This is a genomic window from Bradyrhizobium sp. S3.7.6, from assembly GCF_054061875.1.
Genome location: NZ_JBSSEQ010000001.1, coordinates 3,723,875 through 3,742,699 on the forward strand (window position 1 = coordinate 3,723,875; position 18,825 = coordinate 3,742,699).

Genomic DNA, 18,825 nt, shown 5'->3' on the forward strand with positions numbered 1-18,825 from the left:
CTAGCGCATCGTCGCGAGTTCGACCGCACGTCCACGCGTGCCGACAATCTTCACCTCGTCCTTGCCGCAAGTGAAGCTGCGGGCGAAATCGTCGGCCGCCTTGCGCGCGAGCTCATTGGCGGTGGGGTTGGCGATGGCATCGACATAGGCGACGTGGCAGACCGGCCCCGGCGGCAGCCGCGTCACGACGAGCATGGCCTTGGTGTTCGGCCGTCCCTGCTTGTCGGGATCGGTGCTATCCGCGATGTGCCAGCGCTGGATCATGGCAAACGGCTTGGTGCCCGCGCGACGCCATTCGACGGTGGCCTCCGATGAATTGAATGGCGCGAACCAGACCTTCGCCGCCGGTTCCTCCGCTGCGGCCTTGCGATTGCGGCCGACCGAGACGATTTCGCGCAGATCGTCCTCGGCGATCAGCACGATCAGGCCGTCTTTTCCCGGGCAGACCCGCGTGGTGCTGCCGTCGAGCTCGCTGGGCTTGCCGATCTGGCGGCAGGCTTTTGGCGCTGTGGAGGAATAGGTGCTGCCCATGGATTGGGCGGCGACGTGACCCGCGCTCAGGCAAGTCAGCAGCACGGTCAGACAAAGGAACGCGATACGCCTCATGACGACGCCTTGATACAGAGGGAACTCCCTCCTTCAGACGTCTTCACTGTGGGCAAGGTTCAAACAGAGGCGGGATGTACCTGACAGCGGCGCGGAATCGTTCTAGAAGGGCGCCTTCCGCTGCGCCTACCGCGCTTCGTCCGCGACATATCTCATTCGATCATGCCAGCCATCGCTTCCAGCAAATCCTATCGCGTCGGCCGTTCCAAGACCGGACTTGGCCTCTTCGCTACCATGCCGATCAAGAAGGGGACCCGGATCATCCGTTATTTCGGACCGATCCTGGACTCCAGAATTCCCGCGCATGACGAGATCGAGAACAAATATTTGTTCGAGCTCAACAACCGCTGGACCATCGACGGGTCGGTGCGCAAGAACCTCGCCCGCTACATCAACCATTCCTGCCGCCCCAACGCCGAGTCCGACGTCCGGCCGCGCGAGCGCAAGGTCTTCATCCGCGCCATCAGGAACATCGAGCCGGGCGACGAGATCAACTACGATTACGGCACCGACTACTTCAAAGCCTATCTGAAGCCGATCGGCTGCAAATGCCCTTCCTGCGAGGCCAAGCGCAAGAAGCTGCGTGCCGAGGCCCGCGCCGAACGCACCAAGGTGAAGGCGCGCACGGAAGCCAAGGCCAAGAAGGCGGGCGCGAAGGCCGGCAAGAAGAAGCTCAACGGCCATGCCGTTGGCAAGAAGAACGGTCGCGCGCGAGCATAGCCATTAGCCGCGGTGTCATGCCCCGCGAAAGCGGGGCATCCAGTACGCCGCAGCCCATCCGCATCCGTCTACTGTCTCGGAATACTGGGTCGCCCGGTCGAGCCGGGCGACGACAGCGAGTGACGTGGTCTCACACCGCCACCACATTCCCGCTCTTCCGCAATCCCACATATTGCAGCTCGGCAAACACGCCGGTCGCAATCGCCTGCGCGACGACCATAAGCTCGCCGCCGAGGTTCGGCGACACCGCGCCCGAGAACAGCAGCGCGATGCTGCCGACCGTCCAGGCCGCGTTGCCGACCACGACCAGCAGCACGAGCGGCCTCGCCACAGAGGCACGCGAGGCAAGCCAGCCGACCAGCGCGGTGTAGGCGATCAGGAACAGGCCGGTCTCGCGCAGCAGCGCTTCAGGCAGGTTGAACAGCGATGCGAACGCGCCGGCGCCGAAGGTGAAGCCGAGGGCGGCGACGCCGCTGAAGATGGCGTCGGCGAGAAGCGCGCGGCGCAGGAAGGTGGATGCGTCGATCATCGTGGTCTCCATGGTTGGGTTGGGCTTGGGGGTGAATTCAGTGCCGTCCGCGCCACCAGGCGCGGAGCAGGCGGGCGAGGCGGAACGGGCAGAGGCTCTTGCCGACGCCGTGCTCGAAGGCTGTGACCTGCGCGACGACATAGTGGCCGGTCGAATGCACCAGGGGCTCGGGCATGTTGAGGCTGCGTGCCAGCATGCGGGTCGCGAGCGTCACGGCCCAGGGAACAAGGTGGTCTGCGATGGTCCGGTAGAGCAGCAGCGCGATCATGGTCATCTCCTGTTGCGACCGAAGATGCGCCGTGGCGGGGACCAATTCGATTACCTCGCGGGTAAAGAATGCGCCCGTTCGCGATACTCCTAAGGTGTTCGATGCTGTTCGCGAGGTGCGCGCAGGCTGGTCATCGTGCGCAGTCCCGAGACCATCGCTCTACTAGAAAGATGGGCCGGTTATTTGAAGAAGCGTTTCGGCAGGCTCTACCGGCCAGACATCACGCGCCCTAACGGGCGTGGCAGTTGGTTGAGCGTGTGCCGCTTGCCAAGCGATGCTCTTGTTGCGCAGGAGCTGCAATCGAAAATTTGGAAGGCTGTAGACGCGTGGGTGACGGTGGGCGGGGCAACTATCTGCAGAATGATCGGCTAAGGAATGATCGCTCTCAGCCTCCTGCGATCGCGCGATGGACGAGCGCGATGACCTCGTCAGCATCCTGTTCGGTGCTGTCAAAGCGAGCCACAAACCGGATTACGTCCTGGCCCCGTCGCGCGAATTGCAGCCCGCTCGCTGCAAGACGGTTGATGGCCAAAGCGGGCAGGTTGATGAAAACCAGATTGGCTTCCACTGGCGCAATGAGCTGAACGTCGGGCAGCGCAGCGAGACCCGCTCCAAGACGCGCGGCCACGGCATTGGCCTTCGCCGCGAGCCGCAGATAAAGCCGATCCTCGATGTAGGCGAGCAGCTGTGCCGACGCGAAGCGCATCTTCGAGGAGGTCTGGCCGGCGCGGCGAAGCCGATAGGACAGGGATTCGACGAGATCCTGGTCGAACACCACGATCGCATCCGCCGACATTGCCCCGTTCTTCGTCGCCCCGAAGGACAGGATGTCGACGCCGGCGCGCCATGTCATGTCGGCCGGGCTGCAATCGAGCCGCGCCAGCGCGTTGGCGAACCGGGCGCCATCCATGTGCAGCGACAGATTCCTGTCGTGGGCGATTGCTCCGATTTCGGCGATCTCGGCGAGGGGATAGATTGTTCCATATTCGCTGGCCTGAGTGATCGACACCGCATCGGGCTGGGAGCGATTGCGGACTCCCCAAGCCGCCTGGCCCAGCGCCTGGCGCAGGCTCGACGGCTCGATCCGAAAGTTTCGGCCGGACATGGCGACGAGCTTCGCGCCGCCTGTGAAGGCTTCGGTCGCGCCGCCTTCCGCGGTGTGGATATGCGCCTCTTCGTGACAATAGATGGCGCCATAGGGCCGCGCGCAGCTCGCGAGTGACAAGGCGTTGGCCGCCGTACCGGTCGAGACCGGGAACAAGGTGACCGCGGTCTCGAACAGCTCCGAGAAGCGCGCATTCAACAATCTTGAATAATCGTCGTCGCCATAGGCGGCGGCCGGGCCGCGATTGGCCTCGGCGATCGCTCGCAGAATCTCGGGGCTGACCGGCGCGACATTGTCGCTGCGGAAATTCGGGAGCGTCGGGGCTGCTTCGTTCATACCGTCCTGTCCTGCCGTCATATCACGGTTGATTCCTGCTTGTTGATGCGCCGATTGATCAGGAGCAACGGGATTGCGGTGACGAGGATAAGCACCGCGGCCGCGGCGGCCGCCAGACCCGCGCCGGTGCCCTCGATGGCATGGTACATCACGACGGTCGTGGTGACCCAGCCGCTCGCATAGAGCACAATGGTCGCGCTCAACTCGGATGCCGCGGTGATCCAGACCAGCACCAGCCCGCCGACAAGGCCGCTGGCCATCAACGGTACGGTCAGGGTCGCGAAGGTTTTGCTTGGCGAGACCCCGAGATTGATCGAGGCTTCCTCGAGCGAGGGATCGAGCTGGTGCACGATCGCCGAGGACGACCGGATCGCGAAGGGGAGCTTGCGGACGACATAGGCGATGACCAGGATCAGCCAGCCGCCGGTCAGAATCAAGGGACCGCTGTTGAACGCGATGATGAGCCCGATCGCCAGGATCGTGCCCGAGACCGCAAACGGCACCATGCCGACGAAATCTAGCAATCCCGACAGGCGCGAGCGGTGCCGGGCCACGACATAGCCGATCGGAGCGCCGATCAGCATGGTGACGACGGCCGCGATGCTGGCGAGCGTCAGCGTGTTGAGCAGCGGCCGATAGGAGCCCGACAATAGGGTGGCGTAATTGCCCAATCCGAACTCCCAGGTCAGGACAGGGCCGCGAAAGCGCAGGAGGGAGATCATCAACACGGCCGCGAACGGCAGCAGCGAGGCAATCACAATGCCCCAACTCACGATCGTGGCCGTGAGCCGCAGTCCCGGCGTCAGAGGCAGCTTCGCGGGCGCGCTGCGGGCATTGGTCGAAAACCGGCGCTTGCCGAGGTAGTGCCGCTGAACGAGCAGCGCGATCGCCGTGCAGGCGATCAGGAGCACGCTGAGTGCGCCCGCCGCGGCCGGGTTGGCATCGGATTCGCCGGCGAACAGCTTGAAGATGTCGACGGCCAGGAACGGCCGGTCCTCAGCCAGCACCGCTGGCACGCCGAAATTCTCCAGTGCCTCAATGAACACCAATAGTCCGCCGGCAAGGATCGCCGGCATCACGATGGGCAGCAGCACGGTGCGGATCACATAGGGCCGTGAGCCGCCGAGATTGCGGGCTGCCTCCTCCATCGAGGCGTCGACTGCCTGGAATCCGGCCAGCACTGGCATGACGACGTATGGATAGAGCGTCAACGTGAACACGATGACGATGCCGGGCACGCCGTAGATCGATCCGATCGGGATGCCGATCCCGCGCAGAGCGGTGGTGACGACGCCGGCATGGCCGAACAGCAGCACGAGGGCGTAGGCGCTGACGAACGAGGGCAGGACCAGCGGCAAGGACGCAAGCGTCAGCAGCAGCGCGCGGCCCGGTATGTCGATCCGGGCAAGACAGAAGGCGAGCGGGATGCCGATCGCGCATGCGAAGGCCGTCGCGAGCGCGGCGCAGAGCAGACTGTTGCCGATGCTGCCGAGATAGTAGCGGCTCTTCACAATCGCCGCATAGTTCCCAAGTGTCAGGCCGCCCGTGCCGTCGATCCGAAAGCTTGCATCCAGGACGAGCGCTAGCGGGTAGAGCAGAAACACCGCGAGCAGCACCAACGCCGCCAGCGTCACGATGGTGGCGAAGCGTTTCATGGCGCTGGATACGCCGTGATCTGGGCAGGGTCGTAGGCAAGGGTGAGCGGCGCGCCGGGCAAGAGATCGAGCGCTTGGCCGCCGAGCGCCGAGATCCGAATCTGAGTGCCGTCCGGCAGGGTTGCGTGGAGGCGTTGTACCGGGCCGAGAAATTCACGCAGCGCCAGACGCGCATGCACAAGCGAGCCACCGGAACCGTCTCGCAGCTGCAGGGCCTCCGGCCTGACCGACAGTAACACCGGCGCGCCGGGCGCTGCGACCTCGCCTCTGACCGTGAATTCCGTTCCGGCTGCTGCGACAGGAGTGTTACGGCCGTCGAAAGCTCCCGCGATGCCCGGCACCATATTGGTCGAGCCGAGGAATTCGGCGACGAAGGCAGTCTGCGGCATCCGATAGATGCGCTCCGGCGTGTCAACTTGCTCGATCTTGCCGTGACGCAAGACGGCGATGCGGTCGGAGATGGCGAGCGCCTCCTCCTGATCATGCGTCACGTAGATCGCAGTCAGGCCGAGCGCCTGCTGCAGCTGCCGGACCTCGATCCGCATTTCGGTACGCAACTGCGCGTCGAGGTTGGACAGCGGCTCGTCGAACAGGAGCACGGCGGGCTCGATCACGAGCGCGCGGGCGATTGCCACGCGTTGCAGCTGACCGCCGGAGAGCTGGTGTGGTGACCGCGGACCGTAACCTGCAAGGCGCACCCGCTCGAGCGCCTTGTCGACGCGCGATGCGATCTCGGCAGCCGGAACCTTCCTGGCCTTCAGCCCGTAGGCCACGTTTTCGGCGACGGTGTGGTTCGGGAAGATCGCGTAGTTCTGAAACACCATGCCGGTGTCGCGGCGATGCGCGGGCAGAGCATCGATGCGCCGGCCGTCGAAGCAAATGGAGCCGGATTCGACGTCGATGAAGCCTGCGATCATGCGCAGCAACGTCGTCTTCCCGCAGCCTGACGGCCCAAGCAGCGTGAACAGCTCGCCATGCTTGATGTCGAGCGAGATGTCGTCCACGGCCCGCACCGCGCCGAAGGTGCGGGTCAGGTTTTCAATCCGGATCGCGGTCATCGGATCAGCGCGTGTTCTGGATCGTGGTCTTCAGCCGCGCGAGGGTGTCGCGACGGGCCGCTTCCCATTTGGTGTCGTCATAGGGCAGCACCTTGACCGCCGAGAACGGCAGCATCCCCGGTGCGACTGCCTCGAGCTCGATATCCTGACGGGCAGGGCGCCGGAACGTCGCCTTCAGCAACATCTCCTGGACTTCCTTGCTGGCCAGATAGTCGACCAGCCGTTTGGCAGGCTCGGGGTTCGGTCCGCCTTTCAGGATGGCCGCGCCCTCGACGCCCGCATAGGTGCCCTCGGCCGGATAGGCGACGCTCACCGGCGCACCGTTATGGACCCACAGGAAGCCGGCATATTCGAGCGTGATGCCAAGCGGATATTCGCCGCTGCCGATCCCGTCGAAGACCTGGGTCGAGCGGTTGAGCACTTTCGCATTCGCAAGCAGCCCGTCCATCTTGGTCCAGGCTGCGTCGTCCGCGCCCCACAGCGAGAGAAGCGTGGTCGCGGCCGCATATGAGAATCCGGAATTGGCAGGGTCGGTAAAGGCGAGCTTGCCTTTCCATTTCGGATCGAGGAGGTCTGCCCAGGCTTTGGGCCCGCTGGCCTTGTCGATCGCCTTGGTGTTCTGGCCGATCACAACGACCTGGATGTTGGTGCCCAGCCAAAGGTCGTTTGGATCGCGAAATTGCGCCGGCACGGCTTCGCGGCCCTTCGCCGCGTAAGCCTGAAGGTGCGGGCTCGCCAGCCGCAGCAGCGTCGCACTGACGCCCCAGATCACGTCGCCCTGCGGATTGGCGGCCTCGGACGCGACGCGGCGCACCAGCACGCCTGATCCGGTCGAGACCACGTCGACCTTGATTCCGGTCGCCTTGGCGAAGCCTTCGGCGACAAGCTTGTTCACGGTGTCGTCGTTGGCCGAATAGAGCACGACGCTCTGCTGGGCCGAGGCCAGCCCGGCCGCGAACAGCGATGCCGCGAGCGTCACGACTCGGGCGAGGATGGAGGCAGGAGATCTCATCGTGGTTCGCCCTCGTGGTTTCAGCGATTGCTCATGCGGTTGCGGCGAGGTACTCGGTGGCCGCCTTGAGCCCGGCGCCGGGTTCGATCGGCAGGCCGAACTTCGTGAGTGCGTCCTCGAGATGCAGAAGGTCGGTCAGAATGGTCCCCGCGCTCAAAGCACCCATCGTGCCAAACCGGATGACACGCCCGGAGAGACGGTTGCGGGCGCCTGCGATCACCGTGCGGTGATCCTGGTAGAGCTGCCGCACGATGGCTCCGCCTTCGAGCCCGTCGGGGACTTTGAAAACCACGACCGTGTTCGAGCGTGGCTCATCGCGGCAAAAATCTGCGAGTCCGAGCGCCGCGCCGCCGGCGCGCAACGCGGCGGAGAGCTTCTTGTGGCGCGCGAGCACGTTGGCGAAGCCTTCCTCGTGCATCATCGTCAAGGCCTCACGCAGGCCATAGATGAGGCTCACCGGTGCCGTGAACGCGGTCTCGTTCTGCTCCGCGGATTTCAGCGCGCGACGGAAATCCCAATAGAAGGCCGATCGCTGCTCGTCCTGCCCGATCACGCGCCACGCCTTGGCGCTGACGCTGGCAAGTGCGAGGCCGGGCGGGCACATCAAGGCCTTTTGCGAGGCCGAGACGACGATGTCGACGCCCCATTCGTCCTGCCGCATCGCGATGCCGCCGAGACCGCTGACGGAATCTGCGATGAGCAGCGTTGGCCGGTCGCGCACGAGTGCGCCAAGCGCCGCGAGATCGGCCACGATCCCGGTCGAGCTCTCATTGTGCACGACGACGACGGCGCGATAGGGGTGCTCGCGCAACCGAGCCTCCACCGCGGCGACATCGATCGCCTGGCCCCATTCGATCGCGACCGTGTCGACGGTGATGTTCATGGCCTTGGCGATCGTGGTGAAACGCTCACCGAACTGACCATGCTCGACTACGAGGATCCGATGGCCCGGTCCGGCCGCGTTGACGAGCGCAGCCTCCATAACGCCGGTTCCGGAGCTCGCAAAGAACAGGATGCGGTTCGTCGTGCCTAAAATCGGGCGGATCATCTCCTCCGCCTCGCCGATTGCAGTCCGGCATTCGGGTCCGCGATGGTTGACCATCACCCGAGCCATCGCCTGCCGCACCCGCTCGGGCACTTCGGTTGGACCGGGAAGCCGAAGACGGTATCCCGTCGAGGCAATGGCGCTCGGAGTGTCTGTGGTCGTCATAGCTTGAAGTCACCGTTTTGACGCATGTAGGGAACGAGGCCGCCCGCGCGCAGGATAGCCAGCATGATCGGCGGCAGCGGCTCCGGGCTGAGGGTCTCACCGCTGCGTTCGTTGCGGATCGCGCCGGTGCCGTCGGAGATCAGGATGTCGCCCTCACGAATCCCGCCGGTTTCGCAGACAAGCGGCAGCAGGCCGTTGTTGATCGCGTTGCGGTAGTAGGTGCGCGAGAAGCTTCGCGCCAGCACCGCAGGAATGCCGGCCCCGAGCACGGTCGTGACGGCAACCTCCATCGCCGAGCCGCAACCGAAATTCTTGCCCGCCACCAGGATGTCTCCCGGTTGCACAGAAGCTGCAAAGGTCGGATCGATATGCTCGAACAGGAATTGCCTGAGAACGGCGGGGGCGAGGCTCTCCCGCTTGCGGGTCGAGCTGATGATCGAGTCGGTATTGACGTCGTCGCCGACAAGTCGCGCGCGTCCTCGCAGGGCTGTCATCGCGACACCTCGCGAGGATCGGTCACGACACCGCGGGTCGCGGCGGCTGCGCAAGCTGCCGGGGAGGCGAGGTAGATCGATGCCTTGGCGTTGCCCATGCGGCCCTTGAAGTTCCGGTTGGCGGTCGAGATCACCGAAACCCCGTCGCCGGGGATCACCCCACAGGTCCCGCAGCAGGAGCCGCAGCCCGGCTCGACCACGGTGGCGCCGAAGCCGACCAGGGCGTCGAGCGTGCCATCGGCCGTCATGGCGTCGCGGACCTCGCGCGATGCCGGCGTGACCACGAGCTGCACGCCGGGCGCGACGCCTCCACCCGCCTCGAGCACGGCGAGGGCCTGATGGAAGTCGCGTAACCTGCCGCCGGTGCAGGTGCCGAGATAGACCATCTGTACCGGCGTGCCGGCCGCATCCTCGAGCGCCACGACCTGATCCACCAGATGCGGCAACGCGATCCGCGGCGTGAGGGCGTCGAGCGCGATCTCCACGGTCCGGCTGTAGTGCGCATCCGGATCCGCTGCGATCGGTTCGAAAGCCTGGCCGGTGCGGCCCTGCAGATAGGCGACGGTTTCAGCATCGGCCGGGAAAATGCCGGTCTTCGCGCCCATCTCGACCGCAAGATTGCTCAGGACGAGGCGGTCCTCCAGCGCGAGGGTGGCGACACCCGGTCCTGCGAATTCGAGTGCCTGATAGGCGGCACCGTCAGCGCCGAGCATGCCCGCGAGGGCCAGTGCGATATCCTTCGCATAGACGCCGTTCGGCAGTTGTCCGGTCAGGACGACGCGGATCGAATCCGGCACGCGCAGCCAGATCCGGCCACACAGCATGACCGCGGCGAGATCGGACGAGCCTATCCCGGTCGCAAAGCAATTCAGTGCCCCGTATGTCACGGCATGGCTGTCGGCTCCGACGACCAGACCACCCGGCAGAGCGCGGCCCGTCTCCACGATGAGCTGGTGACCGATTCCTTCACCGGCTTCATGCAGCGTGACGCTGAACCGCCTGGCGAAGTCCCGCATCACGCGGTGCAGCTCGATCGTCTGCGGGCTTGTCGGCGGCACGTAATGGTCGAGAGCAAAGACCAATCGGGCGGCATCGCGCACGTTCTCTCCGCCCATCGCCTTGAAATAGTCGAGCGCCATCGGGACCGAACCGTCGGTGCCGAGCGCGCAATCGACCTCGCAGACCACGAGGTCCCCGGCGTGCGCATCCTGCCCGGATTTTCGAGCGAGGATCTTCTCGGAGATCGTACGCCCGGCCATCGCTAGACCTCTGGCATCTCGCAGCCGAGACGTCGGAGGGAGGCGTCGACCCAGCTACGATCGAGGGTACCGGCTTCGATCGCCGCCATTTGCTTGGTCTCGGCAGACTGCTTGGCTTCGGCTGCCTCGATCACCGCTCGGCAATCGTCGATGGCGACGGCTAGCACGCCGTCGTCGTCGCCCAGCACCAAATCGCCGGACTGGATGACCAAGCCGCCGATCGCGATCGGTCCGTTGATCTCGCCCGGACCGTCCTTGTACGGACCGCGATGGGTGACACCCGCCGCGAAAACGGGAAGCGGGTTTGCCCGGATCGCAGCGGCATCGCGGATCGCGCCATGGATAACGATGCCGGCGACGCCGCGCCGGGCGGCCTGCGCGAGCATCATCTCGCCGAAGATTGCGTTGCTGAGGTCGCCGCCCGCATCGACCACGATGACGTCGCCGGCAACCGCGATGTCGAGCGCTTTGTGGACCATCAGATTGTCGCCGGGGCGCGTCTTCACGGTCAAAGCGGGACCGGCCATGCCGCCAGCCGCATGCATCGGCCGGAGCGTGGCGCCGCCCGCGGCCATGCGCGACATCACATCGCTGATGTTGGCGACCGGAAGGGCGCGAGCCCGTTCGACCCATTCGCCTGCGACAACACGCTTGCGGGAAAGGATCCTGAACCCTACGGCCATATCAACCCCATTGAAAATGGAACGCCGTTACGCATAGTGTAACGGTGACGAGCCGAGGTCAACCGAAAATCGGCAGGACAGGGATTTTCGATGCCCAAGACGCAAGGGGTCGCCGCCGTGCAACGGGCGTTGGCGATCCTGGATACCTTCGCTGGAGCCGGGTCGCGCAGCCTGGCCGACATCGCCAAGATCACGGGCTTGGCGAAACCGACCGTGATGCGCTCGCTGGTGTCGCTGGATGAAGCCGGCTACGTCGTCCGCCTCAGCGACGGCCGCTACGCGCTCGGCGCAAAGACATTCCAGCTCGGCATCACCTATCGGGCCAATTTCAATCTCGAACAGCATGTGCTGCCGGTCCTTCAGCGGCTAAGCCAGGAGACGTTGGAGAGCAGTGCGTTCCACGTGCGTGAACGCGATAGCCGGCTCTGTCTGTTTCGGGTGGATTCGCCGCAGCTCGTGCGCGACGTCGCGCGGCCCACAAATCTCGCGCCACTCGATTTGACCTCGACGGGACAAGTGCTGCGGACGGCGCGCTGGGCAGACCGCACGGATGGCGGCGTGCAGGTCTTCGTCAGTTCCGGAATCTACGACGCTGTGACGGCCTCCCTCTCCACCGCCGTTTTCGGCCACGACGGAGCGCTGGTGGGCGCCATGACCGTGAGCGGCCCAATCGAACGCATCCGTCAGGCCGACCTCCAGGCGCTGGCGTCCCGGCTCACCGACGCCTCGTATCGGCTCTCACTTGTGCTCGGCGCGCCATTGCCCCGCGATGTCGGCGCGCCGCGGATCGTCAGTCTGCCGTCGGCCGAAACAGGCTCTCCCTAACGCCGCCCCGTTCGGGGCAGGGCACTATTTCGACCGGCAAGCTCGTGAATAGACTCCACTCAGGTCTTGTACAGACTGTAGAGACTGGACTCAAAGCTCGCTTCCGCAACTCTGAACCCGGTCACGATGTCCTCGCGAAACTTGGGCCATTCGGCGTAGATCAGCCTACGCCCCACCATTGCCGGTTGGTCAGGCGAAGTGCGGTGAGGAATACACACGTATGGAAGTGAGCTAGCCGGTTGCGCGCGGGAGCATGCCCTTGGCGGTAATCTCCGCCGAAAGCTCTTCGATCGTCTTGCGTTGTTCCATGGCGGCTTTGCGGATCAGCGCAAAGGCGGCTGGTTCTGCGAGCGCGTGCGAGTGCATCACCTGGAGAACGGCGGCGAGCACGACGCGACGCGACCGAAGACGCTGCTCGAGCTTGACCACCTGCTGCTTCAATTCGCTGGTGCGTTCGCTTCGCTCGATTGCCATGACGAGCGCCGCGTAGATGCCGGCCGAGCGCAACGGCTTGACCAGGAACGAGGCCGGATCGAGCTCGAATACTAGCTTCAGCCGGCTCGGCGTTTCGGTGCCGAGCAGGGCGATCACCGGGCAGCGTCCCAGGAACGCGCGTCGTGCCGGTTGCGTCAAAGGCAGGAACTCGTCATCGATCAACGCCAGATCCGGCGCGAAGTCGATCGCCTCTGTCGGCTCCCACGCGATGCTGTCGACCCCAAGACGCTCGAACTGGCGTCGCACGATGGTTGCGTCGCGTTCGTCCTTGATGGCGACGATTGCCTTACGCCCGCGCAGCGAAAATGAAGACGGTCTGCTCATTTTACAACCCGCAAATGCGGCGCATTCGGCAATGCGCCGCCCGCCGAGGTCTCCCTCGAAGGGCTGACGGCAACGTCGAGCTGCGTCAGGTAAGGATCAGGCTTAACAGGCGCGTCGGCTTCCCAGAAGATATCAAACTGTCCTCGCGGATTGGAAACGGCAAGCCGCGGTGTAAGGACGCAATGATTGTTGCCGCCGTCGATCCAGACCGGTCCTTGCGGCGAATTGTAGCGATGGCCGGCCGCGGCGCGCCGCACCTCGGCGATACTCGATGTGCCAGCGCGCTGCAACGCGCGCGCCAGCAGATAGACGGCGACATAGGCGGACTGCCCGTCGACCGAGGGGCTGCTGTCGTCGCCATAGCGCGCCTTCCAGCGTGCAACGAATGCGCGGTTCTCCGGCAGGCGAATGCTCTCGAAATAGGCCGATGACGTGATGCAGCCGGCCGACGCCGGTCCGACGATCGACAGTTCCGGTTCGCACAGGCTGCAGCTCAGCATCGGAATCTCGAGCCCGGCGGCCTTGGTGCCGGCGTGGAAGGCGCGAATGAAGTCGTAGCTCGAGCTTCCGACCAACGTGTTGAAGACGATCGGCGGCTTGCGGCGGACGATCTCGTCGACGATGTGCCCGACGGCGCTTTCGCCGAGTTCGAGTAGCCGTTCGGCCAGGATGTGGCCGTCTGCCGCGCTGACCAACTCCCGGGTGACGCGATTGGTCTCCCATGTCCAAACGTAGTTGGAGCCGACGCAGAAGATCTCCCGTGACAGATTGTCGAGCACGTACCGGACGAGCGGCAGGACGTTGTGATTGGGCGAGGCGCCGACATAAATGACGTTGTCGGAGCACTCGAAGCCCTCGTAGCGCGCAGGATACCAGAGCAGGCGATCGGTGCGCTCCACGATCGGCAGAACTTGTTTGCGCGACGCCGACGTGTAGCAGCCGATGATGTGCTCGACGCCGACATTGCGGATGAGATCGTCGCAGACCGTATGGTATTCGGAGATGATGCCGCGAGGATCGCGGATATGAGCGGCAATCGAGAAGCCGAACTCCGTCTGGTTGTTGATCTCGTCGACCGCCATCATCGCGCTCTTGAGGATCTCGCGGCCCATAGCCTGATATGGCCCGGACTGCGAGCAGATGATGCCAACGGGAACAGACGGTTTTGTCATTGACGACTTTCGGTAGTGCAACGCGAAGATGAAATCATCATCGGCGATGACAGTGCAAGTGGCTTGCCGTTTTGCTGCGCAGCACTATCGAAATTTAGGCAGAGAGCATCGTTGACAATGCGATGGGCAGTTACTTAGACTTTTCTCCTACAGGGCTACCTGTCGAACCTCGCGTGCGCCGATCTGGCCGATGACGTCCAGCTCCTTGCACTAAGTGCTTCGTTCGATTGCGGCCCCTAAGCGACAGATCATAGCCGCGGCATTTGAGCCATTCGTCGCCTCATTCGGGAGGGACGGGTGGCTTTTTTCGTTTGCCGCCAAGGAAGCTGGCGATGCGTCCGCGTCGCCAGAACGGTGACGCATGCGCGGAGACGACCGCGCGTCACATCGAGTGTGAGGATGAAGAACGATGGCGGCAACAGATCTCCACTATCTCGGACTCGTCGACGTCGGGCGGAAGATCCAGGCGAAGGAGCTGTCGCCGGTCGAAGCGACCAAAGCGATGCTCGGGCGGATCGAGAAGCTCGACGGCAAGCTCAAGAGTTTTGCTTATGTGATGGCTGACTCGGCGCTCGCGGACGCTGCCACGGCCGAGAAGGAGATCGCTTCCGGCAAGATCAAGGGGCCGCTGCATGGTGTGCCAGTGGCGGTCAAGGATCTCTGCTGGGCCAAGGGCGCGCCGGCGGCCCATGGCATGACCATTCATCGAGATTTCCGTCCCTCCGAAGATGCAACGGTAGTTGCGCGGTTGAAGGATGCCGGCGCCATCATCCTCGGCAAGCTGCAGCAAACCGAGGGCGCCTACGCCGATCATCACCCGAAGATCGACCCACCGAAGAACCCGTGGAACGCGGATCTCTGGCCCGGCGCATCCTCGAGCGGCTCCGGCGTCGCTACCGCGGCGGGCCTCTGCTTCGGCTCGCTCGGCACCGATACGGGCGGATCAATCCGTTTTCCGTCCGCGGCTAACGGCGTCACCGGGCTCAAGCCGACCTGGGGACGCGTCAGCCGGTACGGCGCATTCGAGCTTGCGGCGACGCTGGATCATATCGGCCCGATGGCAAGGAGCGCGGTCGATTGCGGCGCCATCCTCGGCGTGATCGCGGGTCAGGACCCCAAGGACACGACGTCGGTTCCGCTGCCCGTGCCTGACTATCTCGCCAGTTTGTCCGGCGACCTTCGCGGCGTGACGATCGGCGTCGACCGGCGCTGGACCAGCGAAGGCACCGATGGCGATGCGGCCAAGGTGTTGACCGAGGGTCTGCGTGTAGCGGCCGATCTCGGCGCGAAGATCAAGGAGATCACGTTCCCCGATCCCAAGGCGGTCATCGACGACTGGTTCCCGCTCTGCGGCATCGAGGTCGCCGTCGCGCACGAGGACACCTATCCCGCGCGCAAGGACGAGTACGGCCCGGCACTCGCTGGCCTGCTCGATCTCGGCCGGCAACAGTCCGGCATGGACTATCAGAAGATCGTGCTCCGGCGCGAAGCGTTTCGTGGCGCCGTCCGCCTTCTGTTCGAATCGGTCGATCTCCTCGCAGTGCCGGCCCAGGCATTCGCCGCGCCGACCCTAGCCAAGATGGCGTCGCTCGGCGAGGACGCCTCGCTGATCGCAGGCCTGCTTCGCTTCACATGCCCGTTCGACATGACGGGAAGCCCGACCGTGACGCTACCCGGCGGCTTCGCCGCGAATGGCGGTCCGGTTGGCTTCCAGTTCGTCGGTCGTCATTTCGATGAGGCCGGCCTCGTTCGCGCGGGCGATGCGTTCCAGCGCGTTACCGACTGGCACAAGCGTCATCCCGGGATCTGAGTTGAGGAGCCAATCATATGCCCGCAGAAGACTGGGTGAAGAATTCCATCATGGCCAAGCGTGCGGTCGCCAAAGGCGCGACCGGGGCGACGCATAGCCTGACGATCGAAGAGCAGGGCGGCTTCCACTACGTCTACGGTCCCTATGCAAAGCCGACCCTGTCGATCGACCCCGGCGGAGTGGTGGTTGTCGAGACGGAGGATGCGTTCGGCGGTGTGCTCACCAGCGAGAGCGACAGCCCCACCGCCAAACTGAACTTTCCCTATCTCAACCCGCAATGCGGGCCGATCGCCGTCAAGGGCGCCAAGAAGGGCGATTGCCTCGCGATCTACATCCGCGACGTCGAGACGCGGGGTGAACAGCCGGCCGGTACGACCTGCATCATTCCGGAATTCGGCGGGTTGGTCGGAACAAGCTCGACGGCGCTGCTCAATCCGCCCCTGCCGGAGCGCGTGAAGAAGCTGCATGTCGACAGGAACGGCATACGCTGGAACGACAAGATCACGCTGCCCTACGAGCCGTTCATCGGCACCATCGGCGTCTCGCCGGAGATCGAGGCGATCTCGTCGCTGCAGCCTGACTACCACGGCGGCAACATGGATCTGCCCGACGTCGCGCCTGGCGCGATCATCTACTTCCCGGTGCATACCGACGGCGGGATGCTCTACGTCGGCGACTGCCATGCGACGCAAGGCGACGGTGAGCTCTCCGGCGTGGCGCTCGAGCAGCGCGCGACCGTCACGCTGCAGGTCGACCTGATCAAGAACTGGAGCTTTGCCTGGCCGCGGCTCGAGACCAAGGACTTCATCATGACGATCGGCAGCGCCCGCCCACTCGAAGACGCGGCCCGTATCGCCTATCGCGAGCTCGTGCGGTGGATGGCGGCCGATTACGGCTTCGACGAGATCGACGCCTACATGCTGCTCAGCCAGGCCGGCCGCATGCGCCTCGGCAACATGGTCGACCCAAAATACACGATGGGCGCATCGATCCTGAAGAATTACCTCAAGCCATGACATTCAGCCGCTTTCAGAAACAGGGGATATCACGATGAATTCGGGACGTAAGCTCGGAATGGTCTTGCTCGGCGCTATGCTCGGTACAGCGGCGGGGGTGAGTGTTGCTCGGGCGGCGGAACCGCCATTGAAGGTGGGCCTGCTCGAGGACGTGTCAGGCGACCTCGCCTTCATGGGCATGCCGAAGCTGCACGGCTCTCAGCTGGCCGTCGAGGAGATCAACAAGAGCGGCGGTATCCTTGGTCGGCAGATCGAGTTGATTCACCTCGATCCGCAGGGCGACAACGCGCGCTATCAGGAGTTCGGCCGTCGACTGCTCAACCGCGACAAGGTCGACGTGCTGATCGGCGGCATCACCTCGGCCTCGCGCGAGGCGCTGCGTCCCATCGTCGATCGTACCTCGACACCTTATTTCTACACCAACCAGTATGAAGGCGGCGTCTGCGACGCCAGCATGATCAGCATGGGCGCGGTGCCGGAGCAGCAATTCTCGACGCTGATTCCATGGATGGTCGAGAAGTTCGGCAAGAAGGTCTATGTCATCGCCGCCGATTACAATTTCGGTCAGATTTCGGCGGAGTGGAACCGCAAGATCATGAAGGATCTCGGCGGCGAGGTCGTCGGCGAGGAGTTCATTCCGCTCGGCGTGTCGCAGTTCGCGCAGACCATCCAGAATATCCAGAAGGCGAAGCCGGATTGGCTGCTTACGATCAATGTCGGCGCTGCCCAGGATTCATTCTTCGAGCAGGCGGCTGCGGCCAACCTCAATCTGCCGATGGGATCGTCGATCAAGGTCATGCTCGGCTTCGAGCACAAGCGGTTCAAGCCGCCGGCGCTTAACAACATGCATGCGACTGCGAATTGGTTCGAGGAGATCGACACGCCAGAGGCTACCGAGTTCAAGAAGCGCTGGCACGCGAAATTCCCTGACGAGCTCTACATCAACGACATGGGCTACAATGCCTATAATGCGCTCTACATGTACAAGGCGCTGGTCGAGAAGGCGAAGTCGATCAAGCTCGACGACATGCGCAAGGTCATCGCGACCGGCGATGCATGCATCGACGCTCCCGAAGGCAAGGTGTGCATCGATCCGAAGAGCCAGCACACCTCGCACCGCATGCGCCTGATCTCGGTCGGGCCGAAGCATGAGGTGAAGGTCGAGAAGGACTATGGGACGATCCAGCCGTACTGGCTTGGCGAAATCGGTTGCGATCTCACCAAAAAGAACGACAAGGACCAATACACGCCGAGCCATCTCCCGAAGAAGTCGTGACGCCTGACGGGCACGGATTTTGCTCGTATTGAGAGTTGCGTTCTTGGAAAAGGCCGGCGCCGCAACGATGCGGCGCCGGGATCGACAAAGGGACCAAGATGTCGGCTGAAGTATTCTCGGTATTCTATCAGTTCGCCGACGTGTTCGCGTTCCTCATTCTCTCGGCCGCAGGTCTCGCTATCGTGTTCGGCATGATGGGCGTCATCAATATGGCGCATGGCGAGTTCATCATGTGCGGCGCCTATGTCACCGTCGGTCTGGTGAATCTGGGCGTTCCGCTCGCGATTGCCCAGATCCTGGCCGCGCTGACGGCGGGGCTCATCGGTATAGCCGTCGAGTTCCTGATCGTGCGGCGCTTCTACAAGCGGCCGCTGGATTCTCTGCTCGCCACTTGGGGGCTCAGCCTCATCGTGACGCAATCGATGCTCCTGATTGTCGGTTCAGCCGTGCGGGGCATCGGAACGCCCGAAGGAAGCTTCGCAATCGGCGGCTATACGTTTTCGACTTATCGTCTGGTGCTGTTCGGTTGCGCGGTGGCCGTGCTGGGCGGTCTCTACATCGTTTTCATGAAGACGCGCTTTGGTGTGATCGCCCGGGCGACGATGCAGAATGCGGCGATGGCGAAGGCGTTGGGCGCGCGAACGGGCCGAATCTATTCGATCAGCTTCGGGATCGGCACCGGCCTTGCCGGACTTTGCGGGGCGCTCTACGCGCCAACGATGACGCTGATCCCGACCATGGGGGCGACCTTCGTGGTCGAAAGCTTCGTTACGGTCGTAATTGGAGGGGCAAACGTGCTGCTCGGAACAGCGCCGGCCGCTGTGTTCCTGGCGATGATCCGGATGGCGCTGAACGCGAGCTACGGCCAGATCATCGGACAGATTGGCATGCTGGTCGCCGTTATTTTGATCATTCGGGTGTTGCCCGAGGGGCTCTCCAGCGTTCTGGTTCGTCGTGGGCGTTAAAGGGAAT

The 18,825-nt window shown here is 64.0% G+C and carries 19 protein-coding genes; 6 read left to right on the forward strand and 13 right to left on the reverse strand.

The features are described from left to right. Positions 1-606 carry a hypothetical protein gene (locus ACVJ5M_RS17510; RefSeq protein WP_354097411.1) on the reverse strand — a complete coding sequence of 202 codons (606 nt, stop codon included), beginning with the start codon at positions 604-606 and terminating at the stop codon, positions 1-3. A gap of 162 nt (positions 607-768) precedes the next feature. Here ACVJ5M_RS17510 and ACVJ5M_RS17515 point away from each other — a divergent pair, with 162 nt between their 5' ends. Beyond that, positions 769-1,326 (forward strand): SET domain-containing protein, encoded by a 558-nt coding sequence (locus ACVJ5M_RS17515; RefSeq protein WP_071912271.1) that lies wholly within the window; start codon positions 769-771, stop codon positions 1,324-1,326. Positions 1,327-1,456: 130 nt separating this feature from the next. Here ACVJ5M_RS17515 and ACVJ5M_RS17520 read toward each other — a convergent pair whose 3' ends face one another. The 10 genes from ACVJ5M_RS17520 to ACVJ5M_RS17565 form a co-directional block, all read right to left on the reverse strand. Then, a complete protein-coding gene (locus ACVJ5M_RS17520) occupies positions 1,457-1,855 on the reverse strand; it encodes a hypothetical protein (protein ID WP_354097412.1) in 399 nt (132 codons plus the stop codon). Positions 1,856-1,892: 37 nt separating this feature from the next. Beyond that, a complete protein-coding gene (locus ACVJ5M_RS17525) occupies positions 1,893-2,123 on the reverse strand; it encodes a hypothetical protein (RefSeq protein WP_014494050.1) in 231 nt (76 codons plus the stop codon). 385 nt (positions 2,124-2,508) lie between these two features. Next, a complete protein-coding gene (locus ACVJ5M_RS17530; RefSeq protein WP_354097413.1) occupies positions 2,509-3,564 on the reverse strand; it encodes a threonine aldolase family protein in 1,056 nt (351 codons plus the stop codon). 17 nt (positions 3,565-3,581) lie between these two features. Next, complete coding sequence (locus ACVJ5M_RS17535; RefSeq protein ID WP_085404243.1) at positions 3,582-5,219, reverse strand: ABC transporter permease; 1,638 nt, start codon at positions 5,217-5,219, stop codon at positions 3,582-3,584. Next, positions 5,216-6,277, reverse strand: a complete 1,062-nt coding sequence (locus tag ACVJ5M_RS17540) for an ABC transporter ATP-binding protein (RefSeq protein WP_354097414.1) — start codon at positions 6,275-6,277, stop codon at positions 5,216-5,218. The genes ACVJ5M_RS17535 and ACVJ5M_RS17540 overlap by 4 nt, the downstream gene beginning before the upstream one ends. 4 nt (positions 6,278-6,281) lie before the next feature. Beyond that, the gene (locus ACVJ5M_RS17545; RefSeq protein ID WP_354099764.1) at positions 6,282-7,289 is read right to left on the reverse strand and encodes an extracellular solute-binding protein; all 1,008 of its coding nucleotides are present in this window, start codon (positions 7,287-7,289) and stop codon (positions 6,282-6,284) included. Positions 7,290-7,320: 31 nt separating this feature from the next. Next, positions 7,321-8,499 carry a pyridoxal-phosphate-dependent aminotransferase family protein gene (locus ACVJ5M_RS17550; RefSeq protein WP_354097415.1) on the reverse strand — a complete coding sequence of 393 codons (1,179 nt, stop codon included), beginning with the start codon at positions 8,497-8,499 and terminating at the stop codon, positions 7,321-7,323. Continuing rightward, complete coding sequence (locus ACVJ5M_RS17555) at positions 8,496-8,993, reverse strand: LeuD/DmdB family oxidoreductase small subunit (RefSeq protein ID WP_354097416.1); 498 nt, start codon at positions 8,991-8,993, stop codon at positions 8,496-8,498. Before ACVJ5M_RS17555 ends, ACVJ5M_RS17550 begins: the two co-directional genes overlap by 4 nt. Then, positions 8,990-10,252, reverse strand: coding sequence for a 3-isopropylmalate dehydratase large subunit (locus tag ACVJ5M_RS17560; protein WP_354097417.1), 1,263 nt, complete (start codon positions 10,250-10,252; stop codon positions 8,990-8,992). Before ACVJ5M_RS17560 ends, ACVJ5M_RS17555 begins: the two co-directional genes overlap by 4 nt. A 2-nt stretch (positions 10,253-10,254) precedes the next feature. Further along, positions 10,255-10,935: an RraA family protein gene (locus tag ACVJ5M_RS17565; protein ID WP_354097418.1), complete on the reverse strand. Its 681-nt coding sequence runs from the start codon at positions 10,933-10,935 to the stop codon at positions 10,255-10,257. A 90-nt stretch (positions 10,936-11,025) separates the two neighbouring features. Here ACVJ5M_RS17565 and ACVJ5M_RS17570 point away from each other — a divergent pair, with 90 nt between their 5' ends. Further along, complete coding sequence (locus ACVJ5M_RS17570; protein ID WP_354097419.1) at positions 11,026-11,760, forward strand: IclR family transcriptional regulator; 735 nt, start codon at positions 11,026-11,028, stop codon at positions 11,758-11,760. 231 nt (positions 11,761-11,991) lie between these two features. Here ACVJ5M_RS17570 and ACVJ5M_RS17575 read toward each other — a convergent pair whose 3' ends face one another. Further along, positions 11,992-12,579: an ANTAR domain-containing response regulator gene (locus tag ACVJ5M_RS17575; RefSeq protein WP_354097420.1), complete on the reverse strand. Its 588-nt coding sequence runs from the start codon at positions 12,577-12,579 to the stop codon at positions 11,992-11,994. Next, positions 12,576-13,751: a transporter substrate-binding domain-containing protein gene (locus ACVJ5M_RS17580; protein WP_028151205.1), complete on the reverse strand. Its 1,176-nt coding sequence runs from the start codon at positions 13,749-13,751 to the stop codon at positions 12,576-12,578. The genes ACVJ5M_RS17575 and ACVJ5M_RS17580 overlap by 4 nt, the downstream gene beginning before the upstream one ends. A 409-nt stretch (positions 13,752-14,160) precedes the next feature. Here ACVJ5M_RS17580 and ACVJ5M_RS17585 point away from each other — a divergent pair, with 409 nt between their 5' ends. The 4 genes from ACVJ5M_RS17585 to ACVJ5M_RS17600 all read left to right on the forward strand — a co-directional run bounded on the left by ACVJ5M_RS17585 (position 14,161) and on the right by ACVJ5M_RS17600 (position 18,818). Continuing rightward, entirely contained in the window at positions 14,161-15,561 is a 1,401-nt protein-coding gene (locus tag ACVJ5M_RS17585; protein WP_354097421.1) for an amidase, read from the forward strand. A 17-nt stretch (positions 15,562-15,578) separates the two neighbouring features. Next, positions 15,579-16,577: an acetamidase/formamidase family protein gene (locus tag ACVJ5M_RS17590; RefSeq protein WP_354097422.1), complete on the forward strand. Its 999-nt coding sequence runs from the start codon at positions 15,579-15,581 to the stop codon at positions 16,575-16,577. 34 nt (positions 16,578-16,611) lie between these two features. Next, complete coding sequence (locus tag ACVJ5M_RS17595) at positions 16,612-17,853, forward strand: urea ABC transporter substrate-binding protein (RefSeq protein ID WP_071912298.1); 1,242 nt, start codon at positions 16,612-16,614, stop codon at positions 17,851-17,853. A gap of 98 nt (positions 17,854-17,951) precedes the next feature. Next, on the forward strand, positions 17,952-18,818 hold the full coding sequence (locus ACVJ5M_RS17600) for an ABC transporter permease subunit (protein WP_063982320.1): 867 nt from the start codon (positions 17,952-17,954) through the stop codon (positions 18,816-18,818). Positions 18,819-18,825 lie beyond the last annotated feature (7 nt).

Bases quoted from the DNA above. Each gene is read 5' to 3' on its own strand.
- ACVJ5M_RS17510 (WP_354097411.1), bottom strand. From the start codon at position 606: ATGAGGCGTATCGCGTTCCTTTGTCTGACCGTGCTGCTGACTTGCCTG.
- ACVJ5M_RS17515 (WP_071912271.1), top strand. From the start codon at position 769: ATGCCAGCCATCGCTTCCAGCAAATCCTATCGCGTCGGCCGTTCCAAG.
- ACVJ5M_RS17520 (WP_354097412.1), bottom strand. From the start codon at position 1,855: ATGATCGACGCATCCACCTTCCTGCGCCGCGCGCTTCTCGCCGACGCC.
- ACVJ5M_RS17525 (WP_014494050.1), bottom strand. From the start codon at position 2,123: ATGATCGCGCTGCTGCTCTACCGGACCATCGCAGACCACCTTGTTCCC.
- ACVJ5M_RS17530 (WP_354097413.1), bottom strand. From the start codon at position 3,564: ATGAACGAAGCAGCCCCGACGCTCCCGAATTTCCGCAGCGACAATGTC.
- ACVJ5M_RS17535 (WP_085404243.1), bottom strand. From the start codon at position 5,219: ATGAAACGCTTCGCCACCATCGTGACGCTGGCGGCGTTGGTGCTGCTC.
- ACVJ5M_RS17540 (WP_354097414.1), bottom strand. From the start codon at position 6,277: ATGACCGCGATCCGGATTGAAAACCTGACCCGCACCTTCGGCGCGGTG.
- ACVJ5M_RS17545 (WP_354099764.1), bottom strand. From the start codon at position 7,289: ATGAGATCTCCTGCCTCCATCCTCGCCCGAGTCGTGACGCTCGCGGCA.
- ACVJ5M_RS17550 (WP_354097415.1), bottom strand. From the start codon at position 8,499: ATGACGACCACAGACACTCCGAGCGCCATTGCCTCGACGGGATACCGT.
- ACVJ5M_RS17555 (WP_354097416.1), bottom strand. From the start codon at position 8,993: ATGACAGCCCTGCGAGGACGCGCGCGACTTGTCGGCGACGACGTCAAT.
- ACVJ5M_RS17560 (WP_354097417.1), bottom strand. From the start codon at position 10,252: ATGGCCGGGCGTACGATCTCCGAGAAGATCCTCGCTCGAAAATCCGGG.
- ACVJ5M_RS17565 (WP_354097418.1), bottom strand. From the start codon at position 10,935: ATGGCCGTAGGGTTCAGGATCCTTTCCCGCAAGCGTGTTGTCGCAGGC.
- ACVJ5M_RS17570 (WP_354097419.1), top strand. From the start codon at position 11,026: ATGCCCAAGACGCAAGGGGTCGCCGCCGTGCAACGGGCGTTGGCGATC.
- ACVJ5M_RS17575 (WP_354097420.1), bottom strand. From the start codon at position 12,579: ATGAGCAGACCGTCTTCATTTTCGCTGCGCGGGCGTAAGGCAATCGTC.
- ACVJ5M_RS17580 (WP_028151205.1), bottom strand. From the start codon at position 13,751: ATGACAAAACCGTCTGTTCCCGTTGGCATCATCTGCTCGCAGTCCGGG.
- ACVJ5M_RS17585 (WP_354097421.1), top strand. From the start codon at position 14,161: ATGGCGGCAACAGATCTCCACTATCTCGGACTCGTCGACGTCGGGCGG.
- ACVJ5M_RS17590 (WP_354097422.1), top strand. From the start codon at position 15,579: ATGCCCGCAGAAGACTGGGTGAAGAATTCCATCATGGCCAAGCGTGCG.
- ACVJ5M_RS17595 (WP_071912298.1), top strand. From the start codon at position 16,612: ATGAATTCGGGACGTAAGCTCGGAATGGTCTTGCTCGGCGCTATGCTC.
- ACVJ5M_RS17600 (WP_063982320.1), top strand. From the start codon at position 17,952: ATGTCGGCTGAAGTATTCTCGGTATTCTATCAGTTCGCCGACGTGTTC.